We start from the raw sequence: 17,587 nt of genomic DNA, 5'->3' as shown, positions 1-17,587 counted from the left end.
AAAAAATAAATGACCTCGTCAGCGATATAAATTTGTGAAAAATGACAGAGAAAAAATTATTTCAGCGTTATCCCTGGGTGACAATGCGGTTGCCGTGATGAGGTCGGGTCTTCTCTGTGTCGATGCTTTGAAACAGAAGTGGTGGTGCTATTTATTGATTTTAATTGGTTTTTATTTAAATTTGACCGCATATAGATTTTCAATAATCACACGGCAAGACGTTTTTTTATTTAATGATAATCATCTCAATGGTTTTTATTGGTGAATATAAAAAAGAGGCTATTACTCTTTCAGTAATGTTTTTTTAGGTATTCTTTGTGGTTTCACTAATTCATGGGTATAGGCTTTTAAAGTATTAATTCACTATTAAAGTGATGTGGGCTTATTTTCATGGTGCTATTCTCGACCCCGCTGTATTTACATGCCTTCGCCATAACATCAGAAATAAAAACTGTATTTTTCTTATTGTTTCAAGCAAGGAAAAAAGGATATGAATAAACTGAGATTGGCATCGCTGATCGCGATAAGTCTAGGTATTGCCCTGTGCGGGAATGTCCCTCAGGTTCAGGCGGAGCCTGCGGAAGCCGCTTCTCCTCATGGCGCCGTTATTCAGCGTTCCGACGACTACCCGACCTGGTGGAAGCAGGCTGTCTTCTACGAGGTTTATCTCCGCTCCTTCAAGGATGGTAACGGAGATGGCATTGGTGATTTTGAAGGCTTGATTGAGAAGCTGGATTATTTGCACAATCTGGGCATCGACGCCATTTGGATCACGCCGCACTACGACTCCCCTAATCAGGACAGCGGATACGATGTTCGTGATTATAAAAAGGTCATGAAAGACTTCGGCACGATGGAAGATTTCGACAGGCTCGTCTCTGAAATGAAAAAACGCAATATGCGTCTGATGATCGACATCGTGTTTAACCACACCAGTGATGAACACCCGTGGTTTCTGAAAAGCAAAGAGTCTACCGATAACCCTTACCGCAGCTATTACTTTTGGCGTGAGGGCAAAAATGGCGGCGAGCCTAACAACTATCCGTCCATCTTCAGCGGTCCGGCGTGGGAGAAAGATGCCAAGACCGATCAATACTACCTTCACTACTTCAGTGTGCATCAGCCGGATCTGGATTGGGGAAACCCGAAAGTCAGAGCCGACCTCTACGACATCATGGAGTTCTGGCTATCTAAAGGGGTGTCCGGCCTGCGATTTGACTCCATTAATACCATCTCTAAACAGCCCGGTTTCCCGGATCTGAATCAGCAGCAATTAGGACACGCCGCAGCGACTTATGGCACCGGTCCAGACGTGCACCACTATATCAATGATATGAATCAGCACGTGATGTCACATCACAAGGACATGGCGTTTGCCGCTGAAGCCTTCGGTGTGCCGCAAGCGTCGCTCAAAGATTATGTCGACCAGCGTCGTCATGAAATGGATTTGGCCTTTACCTTTGAGTCGGTGCTGTTCTACCGCTATCCGGGCGAAAAGTGGCATTACAAAGGCTGGGTGCTGCCGCAGTTGAAAGAAGTGGTGCAACACGCGAACGAATCCGGCGGCGAATATGGCTGGCTCGCGTTCTTCCTCGGCAGTCACGATAACCCGCGCGTGGTTTCCACCCTTGGCGACGACCGCCCGGAATGGCGTGAACGTTCCGCGAAGGCGCTGGGTATGGTGCTCCTGACACAACATGCCACGCCGTTTATCTATCAGGGCGACGAACTGGGGATGATCAATGCGCCGTTCAAGTCCATCGACGACTACAACGATATTCAAACCAAAGCGTTCTATAAAAACCTGGTGCTCAGCGGCAAAGTGAAGGAGGACGTCTTCCTGAACAACGTTCGCATCACCTCGCGCGAACAGGGCAGAACGCCGCTGCAGTGGAGCGCCGAGAAAAATGCGGGCTTCACAACCGGTACGCCTTGGTACACGGTCAACCCGACCTACAAAGAGATCAATGCGGCGAGCGAAGTGTCCAACCCGAATTCCGTCTACAACTACTATCGTGAACTGATCGCCTTGCGTCACCGCATCCCGGCGCTGGTTTACGGTAAATATGCAGATCTGGACTCGCAAAACCCCGACGTTTTCGCGTATACCCGCAGCTTGAAGGGCGAACGCTACCTGATGGTGATCAACTTCAAGGAAAAAGCGATCGACTACGCGCTGCCGGATCATCTGGCGATAGGCGAAACGTTGCTGGAAAGCGGTGAAAAGGCAAAACCTGAAGCTAATGCGACGGTGCTTAATCTGCAACCGTGGCAGACGGGGATCTACAAACTGAAATAACGCGCTACACGGGCATGGCCTTCATGCCCTGTATGACATCGCCCTTACATCCCGGCTCAGGCCGGGATGTTTTTGTCTGGGGGAGCGCGGTATTTCGGGTTAGCCCACAGCGAAACGCCTAATCCACTCCGGTCATAGACAGGCGGTGAAGCGAATAACCCTGGCTGCGTTCATGGCGGGCCAGAAAACGATAACAGCCCGCGCCCAGCGCCGCGCCGATAAACCAGTTGAAATTGGCAAGCGCATGCCACGACGGCATAAAGCCGATGAAGAGACCGATACCGACGGCAGGGATCAGCGCCAGAACGGCGTTGGGATTAAAACCGCGGCGATACCAGTAACGCCCCTGTGGCGTCGCGTTAAACAGATCGTCGACGCACACGCGTCCGCCTTTGATCAGATAAAAGTCGGCCAGCAGGATCCCGAAGAGCGGGCCAATGAAAGCGGCCAGCACGTCCAGCGTGTAGTGGATCAGTTCGGGCGACTGGAAGAGGTTCCAAGGGGTTAGCAGGATCGACCCCACTGCGGCGATCATCCCGCCCGCGCGAAAACTGATCCGCTGGGGCGAACAGTTGGAGAAGTCGAAGGCTGGCGACACAAAGTTCGCCACGATATTGATGCCGATGGTGGCGATGATCATGGTCAGCAGGCCCAGCGCGACGGCAACGCCGTTGCCGATATGGCTCACGGTTTCGATCGGATCGGTGATCATCTTGCCGAACAGCGACTGCGTGCCGGAAACGATCACCACCGTCACGATGGAGAACAGCAGGAAGTTGACCGGCAGCCCCCAGAAATTGCCGCGGCGTACGTCGCGCATGCTCTTGCCGTACCGGGAAAAGTCGCCGAAGTTCAGCAACGGCCCGGAGAAATAGGACACCACCAGCGCGATGGCGGTCATCATCTGCCACAGCTGCTCGCCCGCGCTCAGCGAGCGACTGGACAGCGTGAAGGAGATGCCCTCCCAGCCGGTCTGGTAAACAATCCAACCGGCCAGCCCCAGCATCACCGCATAGACCGCCGGCCCGGCAAAATCGATAAATCGTTTGATGGCCGCCATGCCGTGCCAGAACACCATAGCCTGTAGCAGCCAAAGGATGCCGAAGCATACCCAGCCCAGTGCGGACAGGCCCAGCCAGTGAGGCTCGGTCAGCGGGATCAGTGAGGGGTAGAACTTCAGCAGCGCCAGCATCAGCGCGTTGGCGGCCAAATAGGTTTGTATACCGTACCAGGCGAAGGCGATCAGTCCGCGGATCACCGCCGGGATATTCGCGCCGAAAACTCCGAAGGCCTGACGACAAATCACGGCATAGGGGACGCCGCTCATCTGGCTGGGTCTGGCGATCAGATTGGCGCACACCTGAACGATACCGATACCGGCCAGCAGACAGACCAGCACTTGCCAGCTGGCCAGCCCCAGCGTAAAGAAACTGGCCGCGACGACGTAGCCGCCCATACTGTGCACGTCGGACATCCAGAAAGAAAAAATGTTATACCAGGACCAGTTCTGGGACCGCACCGGCGCGAGATCCTCATTGCATAACCTGGGGCTGTAGTCTGTCCGCATGACGCGGTTCGATGAGGTATTTTCTGGCATGGAATCTGCTCCTTTTGATAACCGAACGTCTTCTTCACACGATGGTGTATACAAATGGTGTTTTGCAGGATTCGGGCCATGATCTATTTTTTGTATACAAAATTTGAGTTTTGGCGTGTACGATTTAGCCACGAAATGGTGATGGGATAACGTGATGAACTATACCTATGGTCTTAAAGACGAAACGCTTTCTCAGCAAAAGGACGAAGTGATTTATCACGCGTTGCTGAATGCGATTGTGGAACACCAGCTGCTGCCGGGCACCAAATTGCCGGAAGAGGCGCTGGCGGAGGTCTTCGGTGTCAGCCGTACCGGCATCCGCAAAGTGCTGCAGCGTCTTGCCGCAGTGCAAATGATCAATCTGGCGCCCAAGCGTGGTGCACAGGTCGCCACGCCCTCGGTGGACGAAGCGCGGCAGATCTTTCATACCCGCAGTCTGCTGGAGTGCGCCAACCTCCCGCAGGTGGTGGCGCATTGCCGGCCAAGCCACTGTCAGGCGCTGGAAAAAGTGGTGCTGGCGGAAGACAACGCCCATCAGGATCAGAATGGCGCAGAGGCGATCCGCCTGTCCGCCGCGTTTCACGTTCAGCTGCAGGCCATCTCCGGTAATGCGGTATTGACCGGCATGGTGTCTCAGCTCACGCTGCGCTCTTCGCTGGTGATTGCCGCCTATGGCGCACCGTGGCCACAGGGGTGTCGCTGTCACGATCATCAGCGGCTGGTCGCCCTGCTGAGAGACAAAAATACGGCGGCGCTCACGTCGGAGATGCAGCGCCATTTCGACGACATCACCGCCCATCTGCGATTCGATCGCGACGATAGCGTCGCGCCGGATTTCTCCCGCCTGTTCGGCCATCTCAACGGGGAAGTGAAGGCATGAGCGGCTGTGTGATTCAGGTCATCAACCCGAACACCAGTCGGGAAATGACGGAGACCATCGGCTCCGCCGCGCGGCGAGCGGCCCACGCTGGCACCGAAATACTGTCCGTATGCGCCTCTCACGGTGCGCCGTCGATAGAAGGGCACGCCGATGAGGCCATCGCGGCCCTCGGCGTGCTGGAGCAAATCCGGCTGGGTAGAGCGCAGGGCGTGCACGGACACGTTATCGCCTGCTTCGGCGATCCGGGTCTGCTGGCCGCGCGCGAGCTGGCGGCCGCGCCGGTCGTCGGCATTGCCGAAGCCGCGATGCATATGGCGACGCTGGTGGCGACGCGCTTTTCTATCGTCACCACGTTGCCGCGCACGCTGATCATCGCGCGACACCTGCTACATCAGTATGGCTTTGAACGCCACTGCGCCGCGCTGCACGCCATCGACCTTCCGGTGCTGGCGCTGGAAGACGGGCAGGGATTGGCGCAACAGAAAGTGCGCGAACAGTGTATACAAGCAAAACAAAAGGATGGATCCGGCGCTATCGTACTGGGCTGCGGCGGCATGGCGGATCTGGCCGTCGAGCTGACGCGGGAGCTGGAGATCCCGGTGATCGACGGCGTCAGCGCCGCGGTCAAACTGGTTGAATCCTTGGTCGGCATGGGACTGACTACCAGCAAGTACGGCGACCTGGATTATCCGCTGCCCAAACCGCTGACCGGCCCGTTTAGCCAGCTGCGCTGACGCCGGTTTTATCTCCTCAGCCACAGAAAAGAGAACACAGCATGAAGACAGTGACGCAGGCGTTGCGGGAAGGGCGGGACTACCCGCGCGATCTGATGGGTTATGCGGGCCAGCCGCCGCACCCCCGCTGGCCGGGAGGCGCGCGCATCGCGGTGCAGTTTGTCCTCAATTACGAGGAAGGCGCGGAAAATAACGTGCTGCACGGCGACGCGGGCTCCGAGCAGTTTTTGTCCGATATCATCGGCGCGGCCAGTTACCCGGACCGTCATATGTCGATGGAATCGTTATATGAGTACGGCTCGCGCGCGGGTTTCTGGCGCATTCACGCGGAGTTTCAGCGTCGCGGTCTGCCGCTGACGGTGTTCGGCGTGGCGATGGCGTTGGCGCGCAATCCCGCCGTCGTGGCGGCGATCCAGGCGGCGGACTACGACGTGGTCTGCCACGGCTGGCGCTGGATCCACTACCAAAACACGCCGATGGAGGTTGAACGCCAGCATATGGCTCAGGCCGTGGAGACGATGACGGCGCTGTTCGGCCGCCCGCCGCTGGGCTGGTACACCGGCCGCGATAGCCCCAACACGCGTCGGCTGGTGGTGGAACACGGCGGCTTCCAGTATGACAGCGACTATTATGGCGACGATCTGCCGTTCTGGATGCCTGTGGCGGGGGATGACGGCGCGGCGCGGCCCCACCTCATCATTCCTTATACGCTGGAAGCCAACGATATGCGTTTCGCCTCGCCGCAGGGGTTCAACTGCGGCGACCAGTTCCTGACCTACCTGAAGGACAGCTTCGATGTGCTGTATGAAGAGGGGGAAACCGCGCCGAAGATGATGTCTGTCGGCATGCACTGTCGGCTGCTGGGGCGGCCGGGTCGCTTCCGCGCGCTACAGCGTTTCCTCGACTATATTCAGCAGCATGATCGGGTGTGGATTTGCCGTCGGCAGGATATCGCCGACCACTGGCGTCAGCACCATCCTTATCGCGGTTGATGCCGCCCTCGCCATGAAGTCAAAAAGGCCGCGTAGATCATCGCGGCCTATCGTCATCACGCGGCTCCCCCGGCGCGTTTACGTCATCAGGCTGACGTGGGCGGCCACGATGCGCCACCCCTGCTCGGTGCGGATCCAGGTTTGCATCTGGCGACCCACCTTCTCTGAATGCGCCCGACGAAACTCAGTGCTGGCGACGGCCATATCCCGGCCGTAGCTGGTGATCACCGTGTTGTGCAACTGACGGTCGAGCCCGGCTGAGGGGCGGGCGGCGCGAAACGCCCGGATCTGCTCAATCCCGTAGAGGTTCTCGGAAGCGCCGTAGCGTACGGTGCGTGCATCGTGCCAGAACAGGGCGTCTAGTTCCTCGACGTCGTTGCCGGTTAGCGCTTTTTCGTAGCGGTAGAAGGCGGCGGTGACCTCTTCCAGCACGTCGGGCAGGTTGATGTCGTTGGGCTGCAACATGTCGGATTCCTTGCGTTTAGGGCGATAAGGGGATGACGGAATGCGTGATGCCTTGCTTTTCCAGACGTCGGGCCGCGCGCAGCGCAATGTCTTCGCGCCACGGCGCGGCAATCAGTTGAACGCCGATGGGCAGCCCGCAATCGGTGAGCAGCGGCACGGTGACCACCGGCAAACCGACGAACGAAATCGGTTGAGTCAGCATGCCCATGCTGGCGCGAATAGGCAGATCCGCGCCGTTAATGCTCATGGTTTCCTGACCGATCGGCGTAGCCGAGCAGGGCGTCGCCGGGGCAATCAACAGGTCGGTGTGTTCGAATAGCGACAGGACTTTCCGCCGGAAGTGGTCGCGAAAGCGCTGTGCCTGAACATACCACGTCGCCGGGATCATCGCGCCGGCCAGCAGACGTTCGCGCGAATGCGGTTCGAACTGATCCGGCTCGTTTCGCAGCGCGGGCAGGTACTGATTCCCGCCTTCGCTGGCCGAGATCAGGAACGCGGCCGTACGGGCCAGCGCGGCATCGTCGATCAACACGTTGTCATCCGCCCCCAGCGCGCGGGCGACCCGCAGTACGGCGGTTTTCGCGTGTTCGTCGCACCAGTCGGCGAAATAGCCCGCCAGGATTCTGGCGCGTATAGGCTGCGAGTCATCGTCCAGCGTGGCCGAGCAGTCCAGCGACGCATGCGGCGTTTGAAAACGATCGTGAGCGTCGACGCCTTGCAGCAGATCGAACACCTGCGCCAGATCCTCTGTGTTGCGCGCCATCGGGCCGATGTGATCGAGACTGGCGACGAAGGGCTGTGTGCCGCGGCGAGACAGGCGGCCAAAGGTCGGCTTAAGCCCGAAAATGCCGCACAGCGATGAAGGGACGCGAATGGAGCCGTTGGTGTCGCTGCCGAGCGCGAAGGTCACCAGCCCGGCCGCGACCGCCGCCGCCGAACCGCCGGAGGAGCCGCCCGCGATGCGCGTCACGTCATGCGGGTTGCGAGTCGCGCCATAGTGGGTGTTCTCCGTCGTGAAACCATAGGCGTAGGCGTCCATGTTCAACAGCCCCGACAGCAGCGCGCCCTGAGCGCTCAGCCGGCAGACGGCGTAGGCATCCTGCGTGGCGGGGGGACGCTGGCTAAACAGTTGTGCTCCCGCCAGCGTGGTTTCTCCTGCCACGTCGAACAGATTTTTGACCGCATACGGCACGCCGGTCAGCACGGGCAGCGCGCAGCCGTCGCGGCGTTGTTGGTCGAGCAGCGCGGCCTCTTCCAGCATGCGCGTCTCGGTGACGCGGGTGTAAGCATTGAGCTGGGGATTGCGCTCGGCAATATGCGCGAGCGTCTGTCGGGCGATATCCTGCGCGGACAGCTCGCCGCGCTCTTGTAGCGCCTGAAGCTCATCAATGGAATAGCTGCCGGGGTGGCGTGTCGTACTCATAACTGATAAACCCCCGCAATTTCTTCACGTTCGTCCAGCGGAAAGGCCATCAGCGGCAGCGCCATATCGGCGATGCGGCTGAACTGTCGCTGCAACGCCTCGCGGCGGGCCGGATCCAATTCCAGCGCCAGCATCGTTTCCATTTGCCGCAGATAGTCGGCCAGCGCGGCGTCATCAATTTTCATCTCACTCATGGTTCCCTCTGTGATCATCGTTGTCGCGATCTTGCAGATTTAAAAGCCGAGGGCGCTGCCGTTGCTGCGCGGGTCAAACGCCCCTTCGAGCATACCGTTAGTATGGCGCACGATAGCCCCGGCGTGTCCGACGCTCTCGCTGAAATCGGGCAGCATCTCCACCTCATGGCCCAGCGTACGCAGCGTATCGACGGTTGCGACGGCGAAGCGGTCCTCCAGCTTCAGGCTATCGGAGGTTTGTCCCCAGGTGCGGCCCAGCAGCCAGCGCGGCGCGGCGATGGCCTGCTGTAGCGGCAACCCCTGCACCACATGGCGGATGAACAGCGCCGCCTGCGTTTGAGGCTGGCCGTCGCCGCCCATCGATCCGTAGACCATCGTCCGTCCATCGGACAGCCGTGCGGCGGCAGGATTCAGGGTGTGGAACGGCTGTTTGCCCGGTTCCAGCGCCAGCAGATGCTGCGGATCAAGGCTGAACGAGGCGCCCCGGTTCTGCCAGACGATGCCGGTCTCCGGCAGCACCACGCCGCTGCCGAATTCGTGATAGAGGCTCTGAATAAAGGAAACCGACAATCCGCTGGCGTCGCATACGCCCATCCATACGGTATCGCCGGGACCTTTGCCTTCCCCCCAAGGCGCGGCGACGTCGGTATCAACCCGAGCGCTCAAGGCGTCCAGCGCATCGGCGCTGAGCAGTGTGGGGATATCCTGCGTGACGAGTCTGGGATCGGTGATGTAGGCATCGCGCAGTTCGAACGCCAGCTTGGTGGCTTCGACGATGCGGTGGATCGTTTGCGCATCGTTGAGATCGGCCATGTCGAGCCGGTCGGCGATCCCGAGGATCGCTAACGACACCAGCCCTTGCGTCGGCGGCGCCAGGTTGAAGATCTCGCCTTGACTGTGGGCCAACCTCAGCGGCGCGACGCGTTTGGCGCGATAGTTCGCCAGATCATTCCGGGTCACCGGCATCCCCACCTGCGCCATTGCCGCCGCCAGCGTATCGGCCAACGCGCCGCGATAGAAACTGTCCAGACCGTCTTGCGCCAGCTGCGTCAGCGTGCGGGCAAGATCGGGCTGAACGAAGCGGCTACCGGGGGAAGGGGGGTGACCGTCCGGCAAGAAGACGCGGCGGAATTCGGCGTTGGCGCTGAGGGCGTCAACATGCTGCGTGAGCGCGTCCGACTGCGAGGGGGTGACGGGAATGCCCTGTTCGGCATAGCGGATCGCGTCGGCCAGCAGCCGCTTCAGCGGCAGCGATGTTCCGCCCAGTTCGGACGCATAGCGTAGCGCTTCCTGCCATCCGCCGACGGTGCCCGCTACGGTGATGGCGGCTTTAGGGCCGCGATGCGGAATGCGGTCCAGACCGTCGTACAGCGCGCGGTTAGCCAGCGAACCCGCTGGACCGCTGGCGTCGATGGCGATGGGACTGCCCTGCGGCGGTACGATAAGCCAGAAACCGTCTCCGCCCAGACTGTTCATGTGCGGATAGACGACGGCGATGGTCGACGCGGCGGCGACCATCGCTTCAATCGCATTGCCGCCCTCCCGCAAAACGGCCTGAGCGGAGGCGCTGGCCAGGTGATGTGGCGTCACCGCCATGCCGGCGGGCGCGATATTACTGTGCATCATCTAAAAATTCCCACTGCCAGGGGGCAAGGCTCCGGCGCTCAACGCTGGCGAGTGATAACGCACAGGCCAGACGTTGCGCCGTGAGGGTGCCCACGGATAATCGACTCAAGACAAAAGCAAGAAGCATTCCACTCTTTTTCCTCTTGCCGTTCTCGCGAAGAGGTGTGCTAAGGTGCAGCGATACCGTGAATGGATGAAACGAAAGTTACAGAGGCAGGCATGAAGCAGATTGATGAACGGCTACGCAGCCACTTTAATGCGCTTTCCCCTCAGGAGCGGCGGGTCGCGGAGTTCATTTTCGATCACCTCAACGACCTGATCAGCTACAACAGCGCGGAGCTGTCGCGGCTGTGCGGCGTCTCCAAAGCGACCGTTAGCCGCCTGTTTCGTCGTCTCGGCTACCCCAGCTACCGCGAAATGCGCGACGAGCTGCGCACGCTGCGTCAAAGCGGCATGCCGCTGGCCGACAACCGCGACGCGGTGCAGGGCAATACGCTGCTGGCGCGTCACTACAAGCAAGAGATGGCGAATCTGACCCAGTGGGTCAACCAGATCGACCCGGTGCAGTTTGGCGCGGTGATCGCCGCGCTACGGCAGGCCCGGCGCGTCTGCCTGATCGGGCTGCGCAACAGTTATCCGGTGGCGCTGCATCTGCGCCAACAGCTGTTGCAGGTGCGGCCGCAGGTCTGCCTGTTGGCGCAGCCGGGGCAGACGTTGGCGGAAGAGCTGGCCGACCTGAGTCCGCAGGATGTCGTGATCGTAGCCGCGTTTCGTCGTCGTCCTCGACTGATCCCGTCTCTGCTCGCCCAACTGAAGGAGAAACAGGTCCCGGTGCTGTTGCTGTGCGAGCCGCAGGCCCACAGTCTGCAACCGCTGGCGACCTGGACGCTGAGCGCGCCGCTGGACAGCGTCTCCGCCTTCGACAGCTACGCCTCTGCGATGGGGCTGGTCAACCTGCTGAGCAACGCGTTGCTGCATGAAATGTTGCAGGACGGGCGTCAGCGCATCCACCACATCGCCGATCTGTACCAACAGCTGGATGAGCTGGAGCAGCGTTAGATGGAGTCCCGTCCCGGCGTGTGAATGCCGTAGGCGGTGCGCCGCGCCGCTTGGCCGGCACTTAATCAATGGCAATCTGCGTCGATATTTCAGATCCACCGCCTACTGGCGTCATCCCGCATGCCTATCGCCAAAACGGCCCTGACGTTAACGCTTCGGAACACCCGTGACGCGTTGAATAGCTCATGATGGCGGCAGCGTTGTCATCCCACATGCCTATCGCCAAAACGGCCCTGACGTTAACGCTTCGGAACACCCGTGACGCGTTGAATAGCTCATGACGGCGGCAGCGTTGTCATCCCACATGCCTATCGCCAAAACGGCCCTGACGTTAACGCTTCGGAACATCCGTGACGCGTTGAATAACCCATGATGGCGGCAGCGTTGTCATGCCAAAGGGAATGTCGATAGCGCTCAGCGATGAGCCGGTTTTCAGCACCAGAAGAGTGCTATTGCTCTTTTATGGTGCGTTATTTCAGGGCGAGCGTCGTCCTCTTCCCTTTGCCGTTTCCGCAATGCGCCTCCCCGTTCACGCTGACAGAAAGCGTATCTACAGAAAGGTCTGCGCTTTTTTCTGCCCTTCATCTCACCCCGCTGACAACCTCATTATTGGCATATATCTTGCTCATCAATTTGTAACGATAGTTTCATCATTGTTTATTGAGAATCTTTTGTTTCATATTGGCGAACCAGGAGCAGAGCGATGGATATCAGAAAAGGTTTCTTGGCCGTGGTCAGCGCGGCGCTGTTTTTCGTACAGTCTGGGCATGCTCTGGCAGACCAGCTGCAAGACATTGAAAAGCGCGGCGTACTGCGCGTCGCTGTGCCGCAGGACTTCCCGCCGTTCGGTTCGGTCGGCACGGACCTGCAGCCGCAGGGCTACGATATCGACATGGCCCGTTATCTGGCCAGTGAGATGAAACTAAAGTTGCAGCTGGTGCCCGTGACCAGCGCTAACCGAGTGCCTTACCTGCAAACCAACAAGGTGGATCTGGTGATCTCCAGCCTGGGTAAAAACGCCGAGCGCGAAAAGGTGATCGACTTTAGTCGCGCCTACGCGCCGTTCTTCCTGGGCGTGTTCGGACCGAAAGACGGCGATCTCGCCAATCCTCAAGCGCTGGCGGGCAAAAGCGTGGGCGTCACCCGCGGCGCGGTAGAGGACATGGTACTGACCGACATCGCGCCGAAAGAGGCGCAGTTGAAGCGCTATGAGGACAACAATACGACGCTGTCCGCCTACTTGTCCGGACAGGTGCAGTACATCGCGACCGGCAACCTGGNGGTCGCGGCCATCGCCGCCCAGAACCCCACGAAAGCGCCGGTGGCGAAATTCATGCTGAAAGATTCGCCGTGCTTTATCGGCCTGAAAAAAGACGAGCCCGCTCTGAAGGCGAAGGTCAATGCGCTGATCGAAAAGGCGGTGCAGGACAATACGCTGAACGGCCTGTCGCAGAAGTGGCTGAAGGCGCCGCTGCCCGCCAATCTGGGCGCGTGACATGACCTATCAGCTTGATTTCGCGGCGCTGTGGCCCTACTGGCCGGAGATGCTGGCCGGTCTCTGGGTCACCTTGCAACTGACGGTGCTGGCCACGGTCGGCGGCATCGCCATCGGCATCTGCGGCGCAGCGCTGCGCAGCGGCAAGCCGAACGTGTTGAGCAGGCTGTGGGGCGTCTACGTGGAGGTCATGCGCAACACCCCCTTCGTTGTGCAGCTGTTCTTTATCGTGTTCGGACTACCGGGGCTGGGGCTGAAGTTGACCGCGGGCGAGGCGGCGCTGATCGCCATGCTGGTGAACCTTGGGGCCTACAGCACCGAGATCATCCGCGCGGGCATTCAGGTGACGCCGAAGGGCCAATGGGAGGCCTGCCGGGTGCTGGGGCTGACGCGTACGCAGACGTTTCTACGGGTGATCCTGCCGCCAGCGCTGCAGCGGATATATCCGGCGCTGGTCAGCCAGTGCATCATCGTGATGCTCGGCTCCTCGGTCGTGTCGCAGGTGTCGTACGAAGAGCTGACCTTCGCCGCCAATCTGATCCAATCTCGCACCTTCCTGAGCTTCGAGGTGTATCTGGTCACCACGCTTCTGTATCTGGCGTTGTCGCTGCTAATGCGCCAACTGCTGATGATGTTGGGGCGACGTTTTCTGGGAACGCAGGGCGCATGATGAACTTTACCGACTGGGATATCGTACGTAACCTGCTGCTGGCGGGGCGCTGGACGGTGCTGCTGTCGCTGACCGCTTTCTTCGGCGGCGCGCTGGTGACGCTGCCTTTGCTGCTGCTGCGTCTGACCCGCCGTCCCTGGCCGCTGCGCCTGACCCGCGCTTACGCCAACCTGTTTCAGGGCACGCCGTTGCTGATGCAGCTGTTCCTCGCCTTCTTTGGTCTGGGCCTGTTCGGCATCGACGTCAGTCCGTGGGTGGCCGCCGCGCTGGCGCTGACGCTCTTCACCAGCGCGTTTCTCGTGGATATCTGGCACGGCAGCGTACTGGCTCTGCCGCGCGGCCAGTGGGAAGCCTCGCGCTGTCTGGGGCTGAGCTTCTGGCAGACCTTGAGCCGGGTCGTCGCGCCGCAGGCGATGCGCATCGCCATCGCCCCGACGGTGGGCTTCTCCGTGCAGGTGATCAAAGGCACGGCGCTGGCGTCCATCATCGGCTTCGTCGAACTGACCAAGGCCGGAACCATGCTGAACAATGTCACCTATCAGCCTTTCAAGGTGTTCGGGCTGGTGGCGCTCGGCTACTTCCTGCTGTGTTATCCGCTGTCTTACTACAGCCGCTATCTGGAGAAGAAATTCAATGCCGCTCATCACCATTAATCAGGTGCATAAGTTTTACGGTCAAAACCATGTGTTAAAAGGCGTGGACCTGGACGTCGAGATGGGCGAGGTGATCTCGATCATCGGGCGCAGCGGCTCGGGTAAAAGTACGCTGCTGCGTTGCATCAACGGACTGGAAGGCTATCAGGAAGGCAGCATCAAGCTGGGCGGAATCACCATCACCGACCGGGAGTCTCAGGCGCGTGAGATCAGCCGTTCCGTCGGGATGATTTTCCAGAATTTCAATCTGTTCCCGCATATGACCGCGCTGGAAAACGTGATGCTGGCGCCCCGGTTGGTGCTGGGCAAAAGCGCGGCGGAGTGTCGTCGTCTCGGCGAGCAGATGCTGGACAAAGTGGGGCTGGGCGAACGGCGGGACTACTATCCCGCCAATCTCTCCGGCGGACAGCAGCAGCGTGTGGCTATCGCCCGCGCATTGGCGATGAATCCGAAGGTGCTGTTGTGCGACGAAATTACCTCGGCGCTGGATCCGGAGCTGGTGGGTGAGGTGCTCAAGGTGCTGGAACAGCTGGCGGCGGAGGGCATGACGCTGATTCTAGTGACCCACGAAATGAATTTTGCCCGCGAGGTCGGCGACCGCGTGGTGTTTATGCATCAGGGCACCGTGTGGGAGCAGGGCGAAGGGTGCCGCCTGTTCGCCCAACCGCAGACCCCGGAACTGAAACAGTTTATCGCCTCCGTGCGCGGGCTGACGGAAGCCTGACGCGAGGCGAAGCCGGTGCGGCGGGCGCTGCCGCCGATTTCTCCGACCCATGCGTCAACGCACACCATGAATCAAGGACATCAGGAGTTCACCACTATGCAAAGCGAACTGTTCGCTCAAATTAACCCGCCTCATCGTCTGCTGATGGGACCGGGCCCGATTAACGCCGATCCCCGCGTTCTCCGGGCGATGTCCAGCCAGTTGATTGGCCAGTATGACCCGGTGATGACCGGTTACATGAATCAGGTTATGGCGCTGTATCGGCAGTTGTTCCGCACCGAAAACCGCTGGACGATGCTGGTGGACGGCACCTCGCGATCGGGTATCGAGGCCATACTGGTTTCGGCCATCCGCCCTGGCGATCGCGTCCTGGTGCCGGTCTTCGGCCGTTTCGGCCACCTATTGTGCGAGATCGCCCGCCGCTGCCGCGCCGAAGTGCATACGATTGAAGCGCCGTGGGGCGAAGTCTTCACGCCCGATCGCATCGAAGAGGCCGTCAAACGCGTCAAACCGCGTCTGCTGCTGACCGTTCAGGGCGACACGTCGACGACGATGCTGCAACCACTGGACCAGCTTGGCGATATCTGCCGCCGTCACGGCGTGCTGTTTTACACCGACGCCACCGCGTCTTTTGGCGGTAATCCGCTGGAGACCGACGCCTGGGGGCTGGACGGGGTGTCCGCCGGCTTGCAGAAGTGCCTCGGCGGTCCGTCCGGCAGTTCGCCGGTGACGATCAGCGAACGGATGGCCGCGGCGATCCGCCAGCGCAAATGCGTGGAGCAGGGGATCCGCACTGACGATCATCGGGATGGCGAGGAAGAGAGGGTGTACTCCAACTACTTCGATCTGGGCATGATCATGGACTACTGGGGACCTGAGCGGTTAAACCACCACACCGAAGCGACCAGTATGCTGTTCGCCGCCCGCGAGTGCGCCCGTATTATTCTGGAAGAGGGGCTGGACGCCTGCATCGCCCGCCATGCGTTGCACGGTCAGGCGCTGTTGGCCGGGATCGAAGGCATGGGCCTGCAAGCCTATGGCGATCCGGTGCATCGCATGAACAACGTTTTAGGCGTGACGATCCCCGAGGGGATCCACGGGGAAGCCGTGCGTAAGCTGCTGCTGGATGATTTCGCCATCGAGATCGGCACCTCTTTCGGCCCGTTGCAGGGCAAGATCTGGCGGATCGGCACGATGGGCTACAACGCGCGCAAAGACTGCGTCATGCAGACGCTGACCGCGTTGGAAGCCGTACTGAACCGGCTGGGTTTCCGCTCGGTGCAAGGCGCGGCGTTACAGGCCGCGTGGGATGTCTACGCGCGTCAGCAGGCCTCGGCATGAGCAACGTGGCGATGACGGCTGCCGAGGCGCTCGACGCCGCAAGGCAGGTCATGGATCGCTGCGATGCGCTGGCGGAGATTTCCGAAAGCGCAGGCCAACTGACGCGGGTCTACCTGTCACCAGAACATCTGCGCGCCAATCAGGTGGTCGGCGAGTGGATGCGTGCGGCGGGGATGCGCGTCTGGCAGGACAGCGTGGGCAATATCTGCGGCCGCTATGAGGGNGAGACGGCCAACGCCCCGGCGCTATTGCTCGGCTCGCATCTGGACACGGTCCGCAACGCCGGTCGTTACGACGGTATGTTGGGCGTTCTCTGCGCGCTGGAAACGGTCCGCTACCTGCATCAGCGCCATATTCGGCTGCCGGTGGCGCTGGAGATCGTGGGCTTCGGCGACGAGGAGGGGACGCGGTTCGGCATCACCCTTCTGGGCAGCCGCGGGCTGACCGGCACCTGGCCGGCGGAGTGGCTGGNGTGCCGGGATGCCGACGGCGTTTCCGTGGCGCAAGCGCTGACGCAGGCCGGATTGTCTAGTGACGCCATCGGGGAAGCGGCACGCGCGCCGAGCGATATTCTGGCCTATCTGGAATTGCATATCGAACAGGGGCCGTGTTTGGAGCAGGTGGGACTGGCGCTGGGCGTGGTGACAGCGATCAACGGGGCGCGGCGGTTGAACTGCGCGTTTTTGGGCCACGCCGGCCACGCCGGCACGGTGCCGATGGGCCAGCGACAGGACGCGCTGGCGGCGGCGGCGGCCTGGATGACGCAGGTAGAAGCGCTGACGCAGTCGGGCGATCCGCATCGGGTCGCGACCGTGGGGACGTTGCAGTGTTTGCCGGGGGCGGCCAACGTCATCCCCGGCGAGGTCAGGCTGACGCTGGATATCCGCGGACCGGAAGATGCGGCGCTGGAGGCCTTGCTAAGCCAGTTGCTGCACGCGGCGGAGGAGATAGCGGCGCGGCGCGGATGTCGGTTCAGCGCGGAGGAGTACTATCGAATTCCTGCCACGCGCTGCGACATCGGGCTGCAGGCGATGTTGTCCGACGCTGTGACGACGGTGCAGGGAACGGGCCTGTCGCTGCCGAGCGGCGCGGGGCATGACGCGATTGCCATCGCCGAACGCTGGCCGGTAGGAATGCTGTTTGTGCGCTGTCGCGGCGGCATTAGCCATCATCCTGATGAGTCAGTACTGACTGACGACGTGGCGCAGGCGCTGCGGGCGTTACTGCTGACGGTGCAAAGCGTCGCACGCGGCGGCGGGAGGTAAGTGCGTGGTGAATGTCGGGAGGGGGAGTGCGATAAAGGAACCGAATCGCGCCCGGCTGATGTTCACGCCTCTGGCACGAGAAAGCGAGAGCCGGTCCTGTTTGCTGCGCGCAAGGTTGTCGTCAATGGCGCCTCGCGTCTACGGCCTGTTCCTCCGTCTATCCCGCCGTC

Annotated in this window: 16 protein-coding genes; 11 read left to right on the top strand and 5 right to left on the bottom strand. The window is 60.4% G+C overall.

Features of this window, described 5'->3' with window-relative positions:
* Positions 1-490: 490 nt before the first annotated feature.
* Entirely contained in the window at positions 491-2,299 is a 1,809-nt protein-coding gene (locus tag SB13_RS07715) for a glycoside hydrolase family 13 protein (RefSeq protein WP_026739794.1), read from the top strand.
* A gap of 118 nt (positions 2,300-2,417) precedes the next feature.
* On the opposite strand, the gene SB13_RS07710 is transcribed toward SB13_RS07715, so the two are convergent.
* Entirely contained in the window at positions 2,418-3,896 is a 1,479-nt protein-coding gene (locus tag SB13_RS07710; RefSeq protein ID WP_026739793.1) for an NCS1 family nucleobase:cation symporter-1, read from the bottom strand.
* A gap of 154 nt (positions 3,897-4,050) precedes the next feature.
* Here SB13_RS07710 and SB13_RS07705 point away from each other — a divergent pair, with 154 nt between their 5' ends.
* From SB13_RS07705 to puuE, 3 genes are read left to right on the top strand one after another with little or no spacing between them, the layout of a single operon-like run.
* Positions 4,051-4,776: a GntR family transcriptional regulator gene (locus tag SB13_RS07705; RefSeq protein ID WP_026739792.1), complete on the top strand. Its 726-nt coding sequence runs from the start codon at positions 4,051-4,053 to the stop codon at positions 4,774-4,776.
* Positions 4,773-5,510 carry an aspartate/glutamate racemase family protein gene (locus SB13_RS07700; RefSeq protein WP_026739791.1) on the top strand — a complete coding sequence of 246 codons (738 nt, stop codon included), beginning with the start codon at positions 4,773-4,775 and terminating at the stop codon, positions 5,508-5,510. The genes SB13_RS07705 and SB13_RS07700 overlap by 4 nt, the downstream gene beginning before the upstream one ends.
* A 41-nt stretch (positions 5,511-5,551) precedes the next feature.
* The gene (gene puuE, locus SB13_RS07695) at positions 5,552-6,502 is read left to right on the top strand and encodes an allantoinase PuuE (RefSeq protein WP_051619075.1); all 951 of its coding nucleotides are present in this window, start codon (positions 5,552-5,554) and stop codon (positions 6,500-6,502) included.
* A gap of 78 nt (positions 6,503-6,580) precedes the next feature.
* Here the strand turns inward: puuE and hpxZ are convergent, their stop codons facing one another.
* The 4 genes from hpxZ to SB13_RS07675 are packed head-to-tail and all read right to left on the bottom strand — an operon-like array spanning position 6,581 to position 10,210.
* A complete protein-coding gene (hpxZ, locus tag SB13_RS07690) occupies positions 6,581-6,967 on the bottom strand; it encodes an oxalurate catabolism protein HpxZ (protein ID WP_394296368.1) in 387 nt (128 codons plus the stop codon).
* Between the two features lie 16 nt (positions 6,968-6,983).
* On the bottom strand, positions 6,984-8,390 hold the full coding sequence (locus tag SB13_RS07685) for an AtzE family amidohydrolase (protein ID WP_026739788.1): 1,407 nt from the start codon (positions 8,388-8,390) through the stop codon (positions 6,984-6,986).
* Positions 8,387-8,575, bottom strand: coding sequence for an oxalurate catabolism protein HpxX (gene hpxX, locus SB13_RS07680; RefSeq protein ID WP_072000224.1), 189 nt, complete (start codon positions 8,573-8,575; stop codon positions 8,387-8,389). The genes SB13_RS07685 and hpxX overlap by 4 nt, the downstream gene beginning before the upstream one ends.
* A 48-nt stretch (positions 8,576-8,623) precedes the next feature.
* The gene (locus tag SB13_RS07675) at positions 8,624-10,210 is read right to left on the bottom strand and encodes a gamma-glutamyltransferase family protein (RefSeq protein WP_026739786.1); all 1,587 of its coding nucleotides are present in this window, start codon (positions 10,208-10,210) and stop codon (positions 8,624-8,626) included.
* A 219-nt stretch (positions 10,211-10,429) separates the two neighbouring features.
* Between SB13_RS07675 and SB13_RS07670 the strand changes: the two genes are divergently transcribed.
* The 7 genes from SB13_RS07670 (at position 10,430) to hpxK (ending at position 17,417) form a co-directional block, all read left to right on the top strand.
* Positions 10,430-11,269 (top strand): MurR/RpiR family transcriptional regulator, encoded by an 840-nt coding sequence (locus tag SB13_RS07670; RefSeq protein ID WP_026739785.1) that lies wholly within the window; start codon positions 10,430-10,432, stop codon positions 11,267-11,269.
* Positions 11,270-11,972: 703 nt separating this feature from the next.
* Positions 11,973-12,764, top strand: a complete 792-nt coding sequence (locus tag SB13_RS07665) for a transporter substrate-binding domain-containing protein (RefSeq protein WP_152545929.1) — start codon at positions 11,973-11,975, stop codon at positions 12,762-12,764.
* Position 12,765: 1 nt separating this feature from the next.
* Complete coding sequence (locus tag SB13_RS07660; RefSeq protein ID WP_026739783.1) at positions 12,766-13,434, top strand: amino acid ABC transporter permease; 669 nt, start codon at positions 12,766-12,768, stop codon at positions 13,432-13,434.
* A complete protein-coding gene (locus SB13_RS07655; RefSeq protein ID WP_304163060.1) occupies positions 13,434-14,087 on the top strand; it encodes an amino acid ABC transporter permease in 654 nt (217 codons plus the stop codon). Before SB13_RS07660 ends, SB13_RS07655 begins: the two co-directional genes overlap by 1 nt.
* Positions 14,068-14,811 carry an amino acid ABC transporter ATP-binding protein gene (locus SB13_RS07650; protein WP_026739781.1) on the top strand — a complete coding sequence of 248 codons (744 nt, stop codon included), beginning with the start codon at positions 14,068-14,070 and terminating at the stop codon, positions 14,809-14,811. The genes SB13_RS07655 and SB13_RS07650 overlap by 20 nt, the downstream gene beginning before the upstream one ends.
* 96 nt (positions 14,812-14,907) lie before the next feature.
* Positions 14,908-16,152, top strand: coding sequence for a pyridoxal-phosphate-dependent aminotransferase family protein (locus SB13_RS07645; RefSeq protein ID WP_026739780.1), 1,245 nt, complete (start codon positions 14,908-14,910; stop codon positions 16,150-16,152).
* Entirely contained in the window at positions 16,149-17,417 is a 1,269-nt protein-coding gene (hpxK, locus tag SB13_RS07640; RefSeq protein ID WP_026739779.1) for an allantoate amidohydrolase, read from the top strand. Before SB13_RS07645 ends, hpxK begins: the two co-directional genes overlap by 4 nt.
* The last annotated feature ends 170 nt before the right edge of the window (positions 17,418-17,587 follow it).

This window comes from Lonsdalea quercina subsp. quercina (assembly GCF_000688695.1).
Lineage (GTDB): Bacteria > Pseudomonadota > Gammaproteobacteria > Enterobacterales > Enterobacteriaceae > Lonsdalea > Lonsdalea quercina_D.
This window is presented reverse-complemented; position numbering and strand designations above follow the sequence as displayed.